The following is a 15,440-nucleotide window of genomic DNA, read 5'->3' as shown; positions in this document are numbered from 1 at the left end:
ATCTCCTTTTCGTACATTTCAGCCTGATATGACTGCATTCAGTAATTCACTCCTTTACGATAAAGGAAATCGTCGAAAGGAGTGTTTTAGTTGGAACATGTCATTGAAGTAAAAGGAATGCAGAAAATTTTTGGCGCACATACCGCCATTAAAAATGTGAGTTTTAATGTGAAGCAGGGGGAGATTTTCGGATTTCTTGGTCCAAGTGGATCCGGTAAAACAACGACTGTTAAGGTATTAACCGGAGAGCTGAAACAAACTGTGGGTGATGTTAAAGTACTTGGTATTGATTCAGCAAATTTCGGAACGTCAGAGTTCAAATCCCAGATCGGAATATTATCAGATAACAGCTCGTTATATGAGCGACTGACGATCTATGATAATCTGAAATTATTTTGTAAATTATATCGTGCACCACTGAAGCAAATCGATGTGGTACTGCGAGAAGTTAATTTGCATGATGAACGATCCAAAACAGTATCGATGTTGTCAAAAGGAATGAAGCAGCGTGTACTGCTGGCCAAAGCGCTTATTCACAATCCTAAACTGGTATTTCTAGATGAACCAACATCTGCTCTGGATCCTGGAAATATGGCACATATTCACCGTGGACTTCAAAAGCTGAATGAAGCAGGTACAACCATTTTCTTGACTACTCATAATATGGAGGAAGCGACTGAGTTATGTGACCGGGTTGCGTTTTTGCATAATGGAGAACTGCAGGAATTAGACAGCCCGAATTCACTCCGCTATAAATATTCCACGCACGCATTTCATGTGGAAACCTTTAAAGGCAATCGGTTGGTCATCAGTAATCAACCGGATAAGGCAGAGCAAATCAGGGAACTGATCTCAAATGGAGAAGTTAAAACCATGCATACGGATAATCCGACACTTGGTCAGATCTTTCTAAAAGTTACTGGAAAGGAGTTAGAATAATGAGTGTTCAACGAATACTTGCAATTTTTGAAAAAGACATAAAAGATTTCCCAAAAAATATGGCGCTGTTGATGTTGCCAGTAAGTAATGCGTTACTCGCATTAATTTACTCCCTAACTTTTGACGGAGAACTTCCGATTAAACTTCTATATGTAATTATTGGGGCAACTTTATCAATGGTTACGTCAGGCATCATGATGAGCATGATAGCCGAAGAAAATGAGAAGAACACAATGAGAGGTTTGATACAATCTCCTGCTTCGCTATTAGATATCATTATTGGGAAAAGTCTTGTTACAGGGATCATCACAGTTATTTCCCTAATGGTTTCACTAATAATCGTGGGCATTGAACCGTTTTTGAACTTCAGGGCGATCATTGGACTAATCTTGTTGTTCCTATTCTTTCTTTTGTTAGGTATCGGTATTGGACTATTTTCAAAATCGCTTGCTGCCACATCCGGTTATCTGATGCCAGTCATGTTCCTGTTTGGTTTCACGCCAATGATTGCTACATTTCAGTTTGCGGAAGACAGTATGATAGTTAGAGTCACTAATACGTTTCCCATCATGCAAGCAATCGAATTGTACCAAAAAAGCTTTTGGCTACCATTATGTATAATCGCTATATGGATAATCGGAGCAGCATTGTTTACGTATGTTAGTTTTCGAAAAGTCATGACTGATGACTAATCGGGTAAGTTTGGCTGGTTATCGTTATTCATACATTTAAGTTCAGATCAGTACAATTCAGCTCCAAATATGTACATTAGAGCTTGTTATGACTGAATTAATGATTAATCCATTGTAAGGTTGGTACAACTCAATTTAATGGAGGTGTTCTGAAAAAAGTATTTATGAACAATTAGGAGTTGTAAAAGGTAACAGTGGGTATATGAAGTATTAACGGTCTAAACGAATTTGACTGCTATTGCTAGTTTACTGAACGCACGTGACAGGTGAGTATCGGATAATTAATTCAGGGAGTGATAATCATGTTCGGAAAAAAAAATGACAATGATAAAAGGTTTGTTGAAAAATCCGTGCAACATTATCAGTACGGAATGATCTTAGTACTCGTCGATACAGCAACAAATGTCCATTACCTGCATACCTGGTCTGCACAGGGAACTTCCCTTACACCATTATTAGACGAAAATGGTGATGTGGTTATAGAAAAGGATTCCAATTAATGTTTTCATCGTGAGATCACAGAGACCTGGGCAAAACCCGGCATAGAATGTCCCCTAACAATAAACTATCACAAACACTAATAATATATTCTTAAACGTCTAACAAATTTTACAGCGACCTGTTAGACGTTTTTGAACCAATTTATTAATAAACTAAAAGAAATAAAGAATAACTTAATGCAAAAAAATTACATTCAAAGCAAAATTTTTATCAGCCTGAGCTTCCAAAGTCTATTCATTTTAACATTTTCCACCTTTTTTCCTAGCGGATGACTTGCCTAGTAGAATTATTTGATTCAATTTATAACAAATTTGGGAACCTATCTTTTTGTTAGCCAGGCATCGTTCAACTTACTGAGAACGGTATTGTAAAAAATTAAGTTTGGAACAACACCCCATTCAGCGCATCAACGTACCTCTTCGCTGATCGTTGAACGGACTCTGAAGCATCTTCTTTAATCACTCGGTTAAAAGCATCATAGATACGATTAAAGTTTAGTTCTTCCATACGCTGAGCGATCCTCTCAACCGTAGCACCTGGTAAAGGAATAAAGTTTGGATAACTATACATAAAACTGACCCAATCCCGGTCCGCTACAATACGTACAATATCACCACAAAGAAGAACACCTTGTTGTTGGTTCCCTTCTTTCCATTCAAGGATGGTGCCGCCCTTAAAATGACCACCGATTCTCTGAAGAACGATTCCTTCACTTAGTTCGAGTGTGTCACCTGACCAGTACACGATTTTTTCACTCGACCTCGTTACCCACTTCTTATCATCTTCGTGAATATAAAGTGCAGCATCAAATGTTTCAGCCCATTCCACTTGAGTGGAATAATAATGAGGATGTGATAGTGCGATCGCATCAATTCCACCGAGCTGCTGAATCGCTCCAATCGCACCTTCATCTATGTAAGTCACACAATCCCATAACACGTTATACCCCTTGCCCTTTATGAGGTATGCCGTCTGGCCGATTCCAAAGCTCGGGCTCGTCTGAACACGATACAGATTCTCTTCTTCAACACTAACTTCTGTTTTATAGTTGCCGCTTTCTACCATCGCTTCTAATGTTGTCCACGATTGCCCTTTTGAGCTCACATACTGTCTTTCTTCCTTACAGATGGAACATGACGATGGTTCATGTAATGTTGCTTCAAATTGAACTCCACAAGTCTTACAAATATAGTAATGCACGATATTTCCCCCTTCTATCTCTCTAACTCAAATTATAATAACTGAAGGAAATAATTAGAAATTTTATGCTTGTAAATAGGATCACAACAAAAAAACCTTACGAAAACATAATCTCGTAAGGTTAAAAAACCGTAATCATTCAAAAGTAATTTATAGTAGTTCCTTATTCTTCAGATAGGATCGCTTTAATGAAATATAAGTGGATAAAAACTTTACTACACTAACACTTACTAACAACCCCGATATTTCTATCCATTTGTTCAAACTCGTAGGTACACCAATAAATAATAGATAGATTGTTAAAAAGATAGCAATAAAACCAACCGTTTTCATGATTGTAGCTTTTAACTCTTTTTTGTAGGCTCTCTCTGTTGAAATATCTGTGTATTCAATGCCAGATAAGATATATCTGGCCGACACATAAAAAAGGAAGATACCCATAGCTACCAGTAAGATTGTTTGTGCATCTAAATGGAAAGACTTGTTGCCGATAAGCATAACAAATAGGGAAAGAAAAAGAAGGATTGCACCCTCAGAGAAAAAATATAACATCTTTCTTTCTTTGTATTCATCATCCGGTAGTAAAAAAGACATCCAAGATTTCATTTCGCATCAACCTCCCAAAATAATTCATCCAACGTTTTCTGCAGTTCTTTAGCTATTGCAATACACAACTGAAGACTAGGATTAAACTCGCCCTTTTCTATAAGACCGATCGTTTGTCTAGTCACACCAACTTTTTTCGCTAATTGTTCCTGAGTGATGGCAGTATTCATTCTAGTTATTTTAACGTTATTCTTCATTTCTCACCCCAGCTGGATGTTAGATATAGTTTACATATGCAATTTATATATTACATACGATATAAGAAAAAGTCAAATTTTTCATAAATTTAACAAATTAATTTAAAAAAACGTATCCTTGAAACCAGCTATCCTTCGGTCGTCTTCTATAACATTAAATTCTTAAAAAATATTTCTTTCCTACGGATTTGATGAATATTAAACCCTTGAACACAAACATCCTCACCTTATCAGTGAGGATGCCGAAACGTAGAACAAACCGCTTTACAATTTTAGTTATAATGGGATTTGTCTACATATTGAATTTAGTTAATAAGTTTGAAAAGTGGTTAATCATATATAACATTCTTACCTTGTTCAGTTAAAGTCTTCAAGTGAGTAAGCATGTGATTGATTTCTTGCTCTGAATGTCTTTCCCATGATTTTAATTCAGCTATGATTCTTAAAGGCGATTTAGATCTGTAAGATCTTGTTGGGTTACCGGGAAATCTTTTATCGGTCACGTTCGGGTCATTTTCAAATTCACCTAGTGGTTCTACGATATAGATTCTCTCTTTCGCTTGAGATTTTGCTAATTCAGCTCCCCATTTAGCAGCATCTAATGTAGCGGTAAAATAAATATAGTTAGATTTTTTGTCTTGGTAATTTGATTGGTATAGCGGTTCTAATAAGTCTCCAATCTTCAGCTCTGCTTTTGTTCCATGAAAGAAAGGACCTTTATCTAAGACTTCTTTTTTATCATTCATCCATAGACACCTCTAACTTTTTTATGATTTGTTTAGAACAGTATATAAGCAAAATGCAAGAAAGAGTAGTCTATAATTTTTTTAGCATTCGGAGTATAATTAAAGTAGAAAGAGTGATATAGCGTTATTAAGTTTACCCTTCTTAGAGAATTCACGATTTTACAGAAGTTACTAAAAAGTACATAAAATAAAAAACATAGGAAGTATATCACTTCCTATGTTTTCATCCTATTATTTATCTGTTTGTTTTTGCTTCTTTTTCAAAAACTCCATGCGTAGTTTTTCAAGATGCTTCTTTTTATCAAACCTGGCAGGCGTCTGTTTCTCATGAAACTTTGTCACAGCTACCTGAGCTTTGTCATCCAATTGATATTTCCCCACATTGTTCACCTACTTTTTTATCTTCAATTCATCTTATATACTATACCTTAGTTTGCTAAAAGAAACCTTATAATTATTTGGAAAAACAAATCAACTACGAAAGATTATTGCTTCATTAAATATAAAATTCTACCCAATTCATTTATTGTTTTTAAAATAATGCACAGGACGAATTTCTATGCGCCAGCCAAACTGTTCACCTTTGCTCACTTGAGTCGTTGGATGTAAAGAAGCAAGTTGAATTGCTTCATCCATGTTTTCTGCTTCAAAAATGAAAATACTTCCTATCATTTCTTTAGTTTCTGTATATGGCCCATCTGTTACGATTATCTTGCCGTCTACACGGCGCAAGCTTTTAGACTCTGTGTCAAGACCGGCATCAAGCAAAACCTCACCGCTATTATAAAAATTCTCAATGTGTGGTTGACATTCACTCATAATAGCTTCAATCTCTGTCCTTGGACGTGCATCCATCTTTTCAGGGTTGTAATAGCCCATACATAAAAATATCATGATCCTCTCTCCTCGATTACTCAAAATTTTGTATACACTCATACGACGATCAACAATCTGTATAATCGACAAGATGTTAAATTTTTTTAGAAAACCTTTAATCTCTTATTTCAATAAAAAAGAGCGCATTCCTTTAGTTAAAGAAATGCACTTGATTGCAGAGATTTTTTTAAGGAGGTTTTCTTTTTATTTTGGAGCCAATATAATTCTTTCATCTTTCTGTTCAATAATGATCTGAAAGGTATTACAGATCAACTTCTGCCTTAATGCGTAAGGAATGGTAAGATATCCTTTATTGGAAATTATCTGTTTAAATTCTCTTTTTGAAGACTTATCAATGACTCCTAAATAAGACGTATCTCTAGGTCTTACCGTATTTCTTTATAAAAGTTATACACTTTTACGTTTTCAAGCAGTCCTATCCTACGGTAATATTTCAAACTTAACTATTCCATAGAGTTCATTAACTGAAAAAAGTATTCAGGCTTTTGAGTCTTATTGAGCTTATACCACGATTGTAAGGTATTCGGTGTAAATACATCTAATCTATTAATCACTTCCCTCGCAAATTCAAGAGAAGCTACTCCTGATGACGTAACTAAATTCTCATCAGCAACTGCTGGTCCCTCCTCATATAATTTTTCTCCTTCATAATTTGGACAGACCATTTTCAAGTAGTCTAAGTTATTACTCGTATGCTTTCTTGTATCGAGGTAACCCCTATTCGCAAGTGCCACTGTTGCACCACAAATTGCCGCAACAATCGTACCCTGCTTTAAAGCGTCGCCTGTTTTTTCCATGATGGGTTGATGAATAACTTCTCCCCATGTATTACCCCCAGGTAAAATTAAAAGATCTTTACTCTTTAGGCTACACTCCTCTATAGATATATCTGGTTGTATACTTAGTCCACCCATCGTAGTGACCATTTCTTTATCAGCCCCTACAGTTACTACGTTTAAAGGTGCTGTATCTTTTTTAAAGTACCTCCCTGTATGTAGCTCAGCAATTAAATAACCATACTCCCAGTCTGACATTGTATTAAATACATACAGATACACTCTTCTTGTTTCCATCCCATAACACTTCCTCATCACATGTAATATAGACAATTATAAAATAACTTCCCTGACAGTTAACGTCAGGGAAGTTATCATACTTGATGAAAGTTTATTAGATCAGACAGAACCTCAATAATCCTTTTCTTAAGACTTATAGGCTCAATCACTTGAATCGAAGTACCGTATGGTAAAAGCATGTGAGGAACATATGTATGTAAAATATCTTTTTCCAGAAGAAATGTTACTTGATTTGATGATTGACTCTGTAAATAATGTCCCAAAAACCAATGTTGGACAATATCTCCCAAGGCATTTGTACTCCCATTAATAACTAAAGTGGTGCTCTTATCTTTATCTTTAAGAGTTGGCAGTAGGCTTTTCATAAAAAAGTCAGAAGCTGAAAAATCTTCTGGCCGAATAAACTTGTCTTCGGTTTGAATGAGCCTTTCGATTCGATCTATTCTAAAACTACGGACTTCCTTCCTACGATGACAAAAGCCAATCACATACCATTTCCTATTCCAATAGATGATTCTGTATGGATCGATCAATCTATCACTTGATTGGTTCTCTTTACTGTTTTGGTAGGTAATCTTTACAGAGTACTCATCAGCTACTGAAGTCTCCAACTCCTTTAACGTAGATTCTGCAAAGAACGAAGGTAAGTGGCTGATTACTTCTAGACTCGATAAATGTTGGTTTCTTTTTGTTTCCTGTTCTTGATTTGAGTGTCTACCTAGTTTAGATACGGCTCTATTTAGTGCTTCACCTCCATAATAGCCCGCTTCACCTGCAAAAACAGCTGCGTGAAACAGTGACGTCTGCTCTTCAATATCAAAGAAAAGAGGAGCCTCTATAAATTGGTTCAATAGAGAGTATCCACCGTTATGTCCCGAATCTGAAATGATAGGTACACCACTTGTTGAAAGGGTATCAATGTATCGATACACCGTCCTAATATTGAGCTCTAACTTCTCTGAGATTTGTTTGGCAGTGACTTTTTCACCTGACCGAAGCATCCATAAAACGGCTAGCATATTGTCGATTTTAGGCATAAGAAAACTCCACTTCTTCATAAATCATATTCTATAGATCCAATCTCTAGTATAGCTCATCACAAAAGAATATTTTCTGTATTTAGTGTTCTTTTTTAATGTGATTTCTACATTTTTAAGATTACCAATATACCTTTAACAGAGCTCAATAAAGAAGAGTTTGCAGACATATAGGTGTCTGCAAACTCACAGAATTACTTTTAGTTATAGAAATTAAAAAATAGTCGGTACCATTCCCCCATCCATACGTATGGGAGCTCCTTTAAACGCGGATGCATAAGGACTGCATACAAATGTAGTTAATCTACCTATTTCAGAAGGTCTGATAAATCGCTGAATTTCAGATTGAGGTAGGTTTGTAGTCATAAATTCTCTCTCTTTTTCTGAAAAATTCATGTCTTCATTTGGGTAGATCCCTTCAATGATTTGATATACATTTTCAGAGAGCGTTGGTCCTGGCATGATTGTATTAACTGTTACTTCTGTTCCTTTTGTTAATTTAGATAAGCTTTTTGACAATGATAATAGCATTGATTTTGTTGTACAATACTGAGGCATTTGTCCTGAAGGCATCATTGCTTCTTCACTCGCAATGAAGATAATGCGGCCATAATCATTGTTCAGCATTTTAGGTAAATAAAATTTAGATAATCCATTTGCAACAAGAAAATTAGTGCGGAAATATTTTTCCCATACTTCATCGTCTACATCCTCATATTGCATGATTTCATAAATCCCCATATTATTAACCAAAATATCAATATTGGGATATTTTTCAAACAAAACTTCTCTCTGTTGAATATCCACTAAATCAGCTGTAGCATTTTGAGGAGATGTAGCTGGGAAATCTGATTTAATTTCATTTACAACTCGTTCTACTTCTTCATAGTTTCGTCCATTAATTAGTACATGAACACCTTCTCTAGCAAGTTCAATGGCAATTGCTTTACCTATCCCTTTCGTCGACCCGGTAACTAATGCTGTTTTATTGTGTAATTTCATATCCACAATTCATTTCTCCCCTGTATTTAATTAGTGTGAAAAATATTATTCTTAAAGATAGTGCCTATTTAACGAGTGTTTACCTAGATGTTCATTACGCCAATTTGAAGGAGTATCGCCTTCCCAAAGGCGAAAGGCACGGTAGAACGAGTTCTGGTCTTCATATCCAATCAGGAATGCCACTTCTTTAATATCGAGGGAGGGGTCTGCCAAGTACTCTCGTGCCTGCTCATGTCGGACCTGTGTCAGCAAATGCTTGAAGTTTGTCCCTTCATCAGTCAGTCTCCGCTGCAAGGTACGATCGCTCATCCCTAATTCGCTAGCGACAGTCTGAATGTCAGGGCGCCCCCCTGTTAAGCTCCGTTTCGTAATCCACTTAACCATCTCGGTGATTGAGCGACTTCGTTGCTGCTCGTTTAACGATTGGTCTAGTATGGGAGTGAGAATCTCCAGTAACTCCGCGTTGTACGAAACAAACGGACGATCCAGATCTCCTCTATATAATGTCAACCTGTTATAATTTGCACCGATCTGAATACGGCAGCCAAAGTAATCTTCAAGTACCTGTACATCGCCCATAGCGTGTGAAAATTCGACGAACCTCGGCGTTAATGGTTTACCAGTACCACGGCGTCCTAGCTCCAGAAGAAATGCTAGCGTAATACCAACCAGCAGGGGCGGACCAGGTTGATCGATATCCAACCAATCCAGTTCAATTGTACAGATCTCACCTTCCTCGATGATACGTAAACTTTCAGGGGGGCAAAGTTGTTTGTACCGGGCCATTCGCTTTAGAGCGTCGCGGTAGTCACGAGCGTGGTAAGTAGCTAAAACGCTAGGTGGGTAATGAGCTGTTTCAAAACCGCTCGTAAGTTCGATAATTCCTTTTGCATTGTCATCAATGAGATCGGAATAAGCTTGCCAGATCGCCAAATATTGGGCGGTGGTGACATCTGGTTCAGTAATAATGGTGAGCGGAAGTCGTGCTTTTCTAACCACATCGTGGGAGGCAATCCCCAATTGATTTAATCCTGTCCAAAATCCTGCCGGGATTTTTATTCGAGAATGAGACGTCATACATATAGGTCCTCCCTATTACTATTTACACAATCACTATTATTGGATATGACTAGCAGTACAGTTTATACATTACCTATCCAATGTCACTCTGTAACTAGTAAAGAACGACATTTTACTTGCTGATTACGTCGAATAAGTAGTGTTAGTATTATGTAGGATAACTTCCGTAGTATAGGCTCCATAAAAACACCACACCCATTAGAGTTTTTGTTATTAACCTTTTCAACAAATAGTAAATTCTTAAAATCTTAAATGATAAATGTTGGACCTTTAAAGCCTCCAACCATTTCTTCTAACTCATTGACTTTCTTTCAACCTATACCAATTCAGCTAGGATATGATCACAGAGTAGCATCGTACGAACATTATCACGTCCACTCGAACATGCTTCTCTATCATTTTGACAACTCTCTATAAAATGAGCCATTTCTCCAACAAAACCACGCAAATAAAGATCCCTGTAACCTCCAGACATGGGAGATGCTGAAGGCGTAAATACTGTATCATTCTCTGCAAGTGATTTCCAAGGTAGTTGGTCAAAAGACTGAGATTTATGGACAGTAAGTGTATGAACTTCATCTGCAATTGCAAATCCGTTATCGAATGTTACTGCCACATTTTCGCTTTCCCTTGACCAAGCTGTCATTCCTGTAAAATAAAGGCTACCCACGACTCCATTTTCAAATTTTAATGAAATACTCTGAGAGATAAATTCACTGTGACTGTTTTTAAAACCGGATATTTGAACAACTTCACCAAACAAAAAGCGGACTAGATCAACTATATGTATAGCAGCGAGCTTCATAAACTGCTCATCGTCTTTACAAAAAGGGGTGCTGTCTACAGCAAATCTCGCTTGAAAAGAGCGAGCTTGTCCAAGGGTAGCACTATTGATTAATTCTTTTAACTTCTTATAACAGGGCGCATAGCGTTTCATAAATCCTACCATTAATATGACCCCTGCTTCTTCAGCAGCATTCGCGATTTCCTCAGCTTCATCAGCATTCATGCCAAGAGGTTTATCTACATAAACATTTTTTCCCGCTCTAATACAGTCCATGACTAAAGAGAAATGATCTTCAGGTTGAGCAACTACTACAACGCCATCACACTCTTCAGATTTGAGCATAACTTTATAATCATCATACGGTGTTCCATTGCTTCCGAAGCGTCGAAGTGCATCTTTCGAACGATTAAGATTTCTTGTAGAAATAGCTTGAATTTCCGCTCCAGCTTCAATAGTAGATGGATAAATATTTGTAGATGCATGGAACCCCGCACCTATAAAACAAAGGTTAGCTTTCTTCACTTTTCTTACTCCTCTTTATTCAAATTTATATGAAATTTGATCTTACCAAAATAGGGTTATTCAGCACATAGTAGGGTATGCTCATGTAAATTTAACACCTGTCCAATGAATTAAAAAACCACAAAACCTTACCCGTTTGTGAAGTAAACAGATATCGTAAACAAATTATAAATCCTTCTTTATAACGATTCTATTCTCATTTATGGTGTAGTTATTTTTGAGATAAAACGCTTCTGCAAGTCCTCCATTAGCAGTTAATAAATAAAGGCTTGAAATGTCTCTTTTCTTTAATTCATCTTCTAAATACAGAAGAAGTTTCGAACCGTAACCTTTGCCTTGGATCTGATTACTAATACAAAATTCAGCCAAATAAAAAGTGAACCCTGCATACGATTGTTTACTATTTCCGGCAATGAATCCTATTAAAGCATCGTTTTCATATAACAAATAGCCAAGACATTTAGGTGTATGCATTAAATCCGTTAGTCTTTCTTTAGCATCTCGATCTGTCCAGGTCTCATTCCATGGTTCTTTGTTAAAAACATTAATATATAATTCAACACATTGTTCTATTCTATCAAATGTCATTGGTACAATTGTTTCAGTCATCATAATCTCTCCCATTGACGATATGTACATTTTATAACCTAATCAGAAATCCTTTTTGTTCTCTTGAATCTATTACAAATGCACCCATTAATACAAAAAGCTCCCTATAATATAGTAAACATAATTTAAATAACTAATTATGACTAAGGAAATGGAGCTGAGATTTATTAAACTTGAATACCCCATATTTTTAAAAATACGGTAGAGTAAATAGAATGAACATAGAATAATAAATTGTAAAATCAATGTTATATAAATATAAGTATGTAAAGACTCTCCAATCCCAATAAAAATCCCTGTACCCACTAAAAAAATGCCTGATAATCCAATTATCCCAACCATATTATTTAGAGTACTTCTTTTAAATTCTACTATTTGAGCTGGAATCAATGCTATTCCTAACACCATGAAACTTATCAAAATATGAAATATGAAAACTAACAACATTATATCCCCTGTCTTCTTCCAAACATCATTTTACATCCTAATTGACTCTTTAACATATCTTGATTTTTCAGGGATTTGTACTATCGATATCCTTTTATCCCGTTTTCAAATACAGCATTATCGTTATTTATTAAACCAATGATGGCAAGATAAACTGTTTTAAAAATTAACCCTTTAAAGAACCAAATAAACCATGAAGTAGTATATACATCAATAAACTGAGATTCGTGTAATCCCCCCACTTTTTCAACAAAAACTCTAAACAATAGGATACATAACTACCAAAGATTAAGATCATACCGGCATATAAGAAAAATATAATAAAAGAAACTATAATTTTGGACCTAGTGTCTCCCCTCGAAAAAAGGAACTATCAATAAAATGATACTGACAAATAGAGTGGCACAAAATGTTGCTACTCTCTTTTACCTCCAGGTACATTCTTTATTTTAAATCTCCTTAAATTGTTCTATTCCTATTTAAACGTTTATTACCTATTTTTGTTGTACGTTTTCAAAAAACAAAAAGCCACCAATTTTGGCAGCCGATCTTAGATTATAGCACTCGTTAGTGGAATAATAGCTGTTTAGAATAAAGTTAAAAAAGAGAATAGAAATATCAACAAAACAACTTATAAGCCGTAATTGACGATTTCTTCTTTTTTGTATCATTTCTGATATCTGCCGTTAAAAAAGAAAGTAGTACAATTATTAAAGTATATGTAATTGCTTCTTTGATTGATGTTAGCCCAGTAAATAGTGATATAAAAAAAACAATAATTATCAATACCATTAACAATATAGTAATTTATTCGGTCCTAAACCTTGTAACCTTTCGCAAATTATTCAACCTCCTGAACTTAACGAACATTTTGTCTTGCTTATTCCACAATGTTCAATAGGTTCCATAATAAAGGCGTTAATTCTTCCTGGATCAACGCGCCAGATTGTTGTATATATATTAATCCCACCAAAAAGAAATTTTTTTACATCCTCCAATTCACTCTACTCAAGAAAAAAGGGGCGGCTTTCCTTTTGCAAATACTATAGAGAGTTATAAAGTAACTCTAAGAGAAAGAGGTATTGCTAAGTTTATTCATAAAGGTTCTCTTTAATCTTTATATCCTCATTTTTTCACCTGTACAAATTCCATAAAAATAGTATTTCTCCTTCTTGAAGAAGGATTAGCCAAGATTCGGATGTATCCAGCAACAGGTCAGGATATAATGAGAAGTGGATGAGAATAGTATACGAAAAAAGTATCAAAGTTAGAGGTGTTCAAATGAAATCGGAATGGATTCATCATTTAAAAGAAAACATGTTAGGACCAGAAAAGTACTTAATTAGTAAATGTAAGGAATATCCTATCGTTCTATTAGCAGAAAGGCATGCGGTGAAACAGAATCTAGATTTTGTTAATAATATGATTCCTGAATTGTACCGTTGTGGCGTTTATCATTTAGGAATGGAATTTGGTGCAAGTGAAGACCAAGATGCTTTAGATGAACTGATAACGGGTGAAAGATTTGATGAAGAAATAGCAAGACGGCTGATTTTCAATTATAACGTGAAATGGCCATATAAAGAATATTGGGATTTGTATCGTGCTGCATGGGAGCTTAACTCTAAGCTTGAAAAAGGTGATCGGAAGTTTCGAATCATTAATCTAAGTTATAAGTACAATTGGAAAGATTTCTCCGGAGTTCGCACACCAGAAAGTTGTTCGAAGGTTTTTTACAAGGGAAATACAGAAAAATATCGTTTTCAGATTATTGAAGATGAAATCATTAAAAAGAACGAGCGTATCGTAATTCTAACTGGAACCGTTCATGCATTTACAAGGTATCACTACCCTCAATATGATGAAACAGCGTCTAACTTTATTCGTTTCAATGATGGCTTCTTAGGTAACTTAATTTATCAAAGTTATCCGCATGAAGTTTTTTCTATTCTGTTACATCAGCGCTTCTCACATAAAGAAAGTCTAGCTGAAAACCAATCTCCAGCAAATGGGCAGATTGAAGAATTGATGGCTGAATTTGATCATACTCCAATGGGATTCGATCTATTGGGTACCTGTATTGGAGATCTGAAAGATGCTAGCTATTATTCATCGGGTTATACGAATTTTTGTTTAAAAGATCTTTTTGATGGTTACCTTTTCTTTTCCCCAATAAGCGCGTTAAAAGGTTGCACAGTAGATCCTCACTTTATTAACAATCATCGTTTTTCGGATGTACAAGCACATTATCCAGATAAAGATTGGGCAAAAGTTCCTGAAAAGGAGACGGATTATTGGGAGGAAGTAAAACGCTATGTAACAAAAGTGTAAGTAGATTCTCGGTACATTATGAAGAAGACACACCCAAAAGAAAACATTATAAATGAAAAAGAACAAGTGATAATATATTAAAGGGTTTCGTTTTGAGGTTCTTTTTCAAAATTATTAAGGGAAATAACATTGATTTTGTAGGTTAAATATAAAAGATTCGTCATTTGACGAGTATTTTATATTTAACCAGATCTTCAATTAAAGCACCCGATAACGGAATAACACTCATTATCTTTAATATGCAAAATGGCATTTTGAACACATCTGCACTCCGTTTTTTGCACGAACTGAACTATGGCTACACTTAGGGCAAATTACGAAATTTGTAATATCGTTAAATAACTGACTTCGATTAAATAAGTATTTTTCTCCCATCCGATATGAACGAATGAAATATAAAAAAGAGATAAAGCCAATTACTCCTACAATAAGTAATAGAATGACAACCAACACGTATCACCACTCCTAATTTTAAAAATTTTTATCTTTTTTTATTGCAATCAACCTTAACTGCTCTTATTCAACAATCCTGCTCGATTGTTCAATAACTTCCTTTAAAAGTGCGTTAATCCTTCTTGGATCAACGCACCCGATTGTTTAATAGTGATTAAAAATGCTTTTTATTAATCGGAACATCACTCTTGGAATAAAAGTTAAGATGTTCCATAGCAACTCAAATAATAATTCACTTCTAGTTTCCCTGTATATACCTCTAATAGATCTCCTATATCTGCCTTTGCTCATTTTCATACTTTCTCCTACTACATATGT

Annotated in this window: 16 protein-coding genes; 4 read left to right on the top strand and 12 right to left on the bottom strand. The window is 35.4% G+C overall.

Annotated features, from left to right (window positions below; genetic code table 11):
- The first annotated feature begins 90 nt into the window (after positions 1-90).
- The 3 genes from IHV12_RS18005 (at position 91) to IHV12_RS17995 (ending at position 2,131) form a co-directional block, all read left to right on the top strand.
- Positions 91-939, top strand: a complete 849-nt coding sequence (locus tag IHV12_RS18005; protein WP_197191709.1) for an ABC transporter ATP-binding protein — start codon at positions 91-93, stop codon at positions 937-939.
- Positions 939-1,631, top strand: coding sequence for an ABC transporter permease (locus tag IHV12_RS18000; protein WP_197191708.1), 693 nt, complete (start codon positions 939-941; stop codon positions 1,629-1,631). Before IHV12_RS18005 ends, IHV12_RS18000 begins: the two co-directional genes overlap by 1 nt.
- Before the next feature lie 302 nt (positions 1,632-1,933).
- The gene (locus IHV12_RS17995; protein ID WP_144699736.1) at positions 1,934-2,131 is read left to right on the top strand and encodes a DUF6440 family protein; all 198 of its coding nucleotides are present in this window, start codon (positions 1,934-1,936) and stop codon (positions 2,129-2,131) included.
- A gap of 376 nt (positions 2,132-2,507) precedes the next feature.
- Here the strand turns inward: IHV12_RS17995 and IHV12_RS17990 are convergent, their stop codons facing one another.
- The 12 genes from IHV12_RS17990 to IHV12_RS17935 form a co-directional block, all read right to left on the bottom strand.
- Positions 2,508-3,332: an MBL fold metallo-hydrolase gene (locus IHV12_RS17990; protein ID WP_197191707.1), complete on the bottom strand. Its 825-nt coding sequence runs from the start codon at positions 3,330-3,332 to the stop codon at positions 2,508-2,510.
- Between the two features lie 150 nt (positions 3,333-3,482).
- Positions 3,483-3,938: a DUF3278 domain-containing protein gene (locus IHV12_RS17985; protein WP_197191706.1), complete on the bottom strand. Its 456-nt coding sequence runs from the start codon at positions 3,936-3,938 to the stop codon at positions 3,483-3,485.
- Positions 3,935-4,135, bottom strand: a complete 201-nt coding sequence (locus IHV12_RS17980; protein ID WP_197191705.1) for a helix-turn-helix transcriptional regulator — start codon at positions 4,133-4,135, stop codon at positions 3,935-3,937. Before IHV12_RS17980 ends, IHV12_RS17985 begins: the two co-directional genes overlap by 4 nt.
- Before the next feature lie 329 nt (positions 4,136-4,464).
- Positions 4,465-4,881: an NAD(+)--rifampin ADP-ribosyltransferase gene (arr, locus tag IHV12_RS17975; protein ID WP_197191704.1), complete on the bottom strand. Its 417-nt coding sequence runs from the start codon at positions 4,879-4,881 to the stop codon at positions 4,465-4,467.
- Positions 4,882-5,112: 231 nt separating this feature from the next.
- A complete protein-coding gene (locus IHV12_RS17970; protein WP_186320498.1) occupies positions 5,113-5,262 on the bottom strand; it encodes a hypothetical protein in 150 nt (49 codons plus the stop codon).
- Positions 5,263-5,400: 138 nt separating this feature from the next.
- Entirely contained in the window at positions 5,401-5,775 is a 375-nt protein-coding gene (locus tag IHV12_RS17965; RefSeq protein ID WP_197191703.1) for a YciI family protein, read from the bottom strand.
- 446 nt (positions 5,776-6,221) lie between these two features.
- A complete protein-coding gene (locus IHV12_RS17960; protein ID WP_197191702.1) occupies positions 6,222-6,851 on the bottom strand; it encodes a type 1 glutamine amidotransferase family protein in 630 nt (209 codons plus the stop codon).
- Positions 6,852-6,928: 77 nt separating this feature from the next.
- Complete coding sequence (locus IHV12_RS17955; protein WP_197191701.1) at positions 6,929-7,891, bottom strand: helix-turn-helix transcriptional regulator; 963 nt, start codon at positions 7,889-7,891, stop codon at positions 6,929-6,931.
- Between the two features lie 213 nt (positions 7,892-8,104).
- Positions 8,105-8,899, bottom strand: a complete 795-nt coding sequence (locus IHV12_RS17950; protein ID WP_197191700.1) for an SDR family NAD(P)-dependent oxidoreductase — start codon at positions 8,897-8,899, stop codon at positions 8,105-8,107.
- A 45-nt stretch (positions 8,900-8,944) separates the two neighbouring features.
- On the bottom strand, positions 8,945-9,970 hold the full coding sequence (locus IHV12_RS17945; protein ID WP_197191699.1) for an AraC family transcriptional regulator: 1,026 nt from the start codon (positions 9,968-9,970) through the stop codon (positions 8,945-8,947).
- A 319-nt stretch (positions 9,971-10,289) separates the two neighbouring features.
- Complete coding sequence (locus tag IHV12_RS17940; RefSeq protein WP_197191698.1) at positions 10,290-11,282, bottom strand: Gfo/Idh/MocA family protein; 993 nt, start codon at positions 11,280-11,282, stop codon at positions 10,290-10,292.
- Between the two features lie 165 nt (positions 11,283-11,447).
- Positions 11,448-11,894: a GNAT family N-acetyltransferase gene (locus IHV12_RS17935; protein WP_231620789.1), complete on the bottom strand. Its 447-nt coding sequence runs from the start codon at positions 11,892-11,894 to the stop codon at positions 11,448-11,450.
- Between the two features lie 1,725 nt (positions 11,895-13,619).
- On the opposite strand from IHV12_RS17935, the gene IHV12_RS17930 reads away from it, so the two are divergent.
- Complete coding sequence (locus IHV12_RS17930; RefSeq protein WP_197191697.1) at positions 13,620-14,669, top strand: hypothetical protein; 1,050 nt, start codon at positions 13,620-13,622, stop codon at positions 14,667-14,669.
- The last annotated feature ends 771 nt before the right edge of the window (positions 14,670-15,440 follow it).

It is taken from the genome of Fictibacillus sp. 7GRE50 (genome assembly GCF_015903875.1).
Lineage (GTDB): Bacteria > Bacillota > Bacilli > Bacillales > Fictibacillaceae > Fictibacillus > Fictibacillus phosphorivorans.
The sequence above is the reverse complement of the archived record's forward strand: the minus strand, read 5'-3'. Positions and strand labels throughout refer to the sequence as shown.

Coding starts and splice junctions, on each gene's coding strand:
- IHV12_RS17960 (WP_197191702.1), bottom strand. CDS start 6,851: ATGGAAACAAGAAGAGTGTATCTGTATGTATTTAATACAATGTCAGAC.
- IHV12_RS17985 (WP_197191706.1), bottom strand. CDS start 3,938: ATGAAATCTTGGATGTCTTTTTTACTACCGGATGATGAATACAAAGAA.
- arr (WP_197191704.1), bottom strand. CDS start 4,881: ATGAATGATAAAAAAGAAGTCTTAGATAAAGGTCCTTTCTTTCATGGA.
- IHV12_RS17935 (WP_231620789.1), bottom strand. CDS start 11,894: ATGATGACTGAAACAATTGTACCAATGACATTTGATAGAATAGAACAA.
- IHV12_RS17980 (WP_197191705.1), bottom strand. CDS start 4,135: ATGAAGAATAACGTTAAAATAACTAGAATGAATACTGCCATCACTCAG.
- IHV12_RS17930 (WP_197191697.1), top strand. CDS start 13,620: ATGAAATCGGAATGGATTCATCATTTAAAAGAAAACATGTTAGGACCA.
- IHV12_RS17995 (WP_144699736.1), top strand. CDS start 1,934: ATGTTCGGAAAAAAAAATGACAATGATAAAAGGTTTGTTGAAAAATCC.
- IHV12_RS17945 (WP_197191699.1), bottom strand. CDS start 9,970: ATGACGTCTCATTCTCGAATAAAAATCCCGGCAGGATTTTGGACAGGA.
- IHV12_RS18000 (WP_197191708.1), top strand. CDS start 939: ATGAGTGTTCAACGAATACTTGCAATTTTTGAAAAAGACATAAAAGAT.
- IHV12_RS17955 (WP_197191701.1), bottom strand. CDS start 7,891: ATGCCTAAAATCGACAATATGCTAGCCGTTTTATGGATGCTTCGGTCA.
- IHV12_RS17965 (WP_197191703.1), bottom strand. CDS start 5,775: ATGATATTTTTATGTATGGGCTATTACAACCCTGAAAAGATGGATGCA.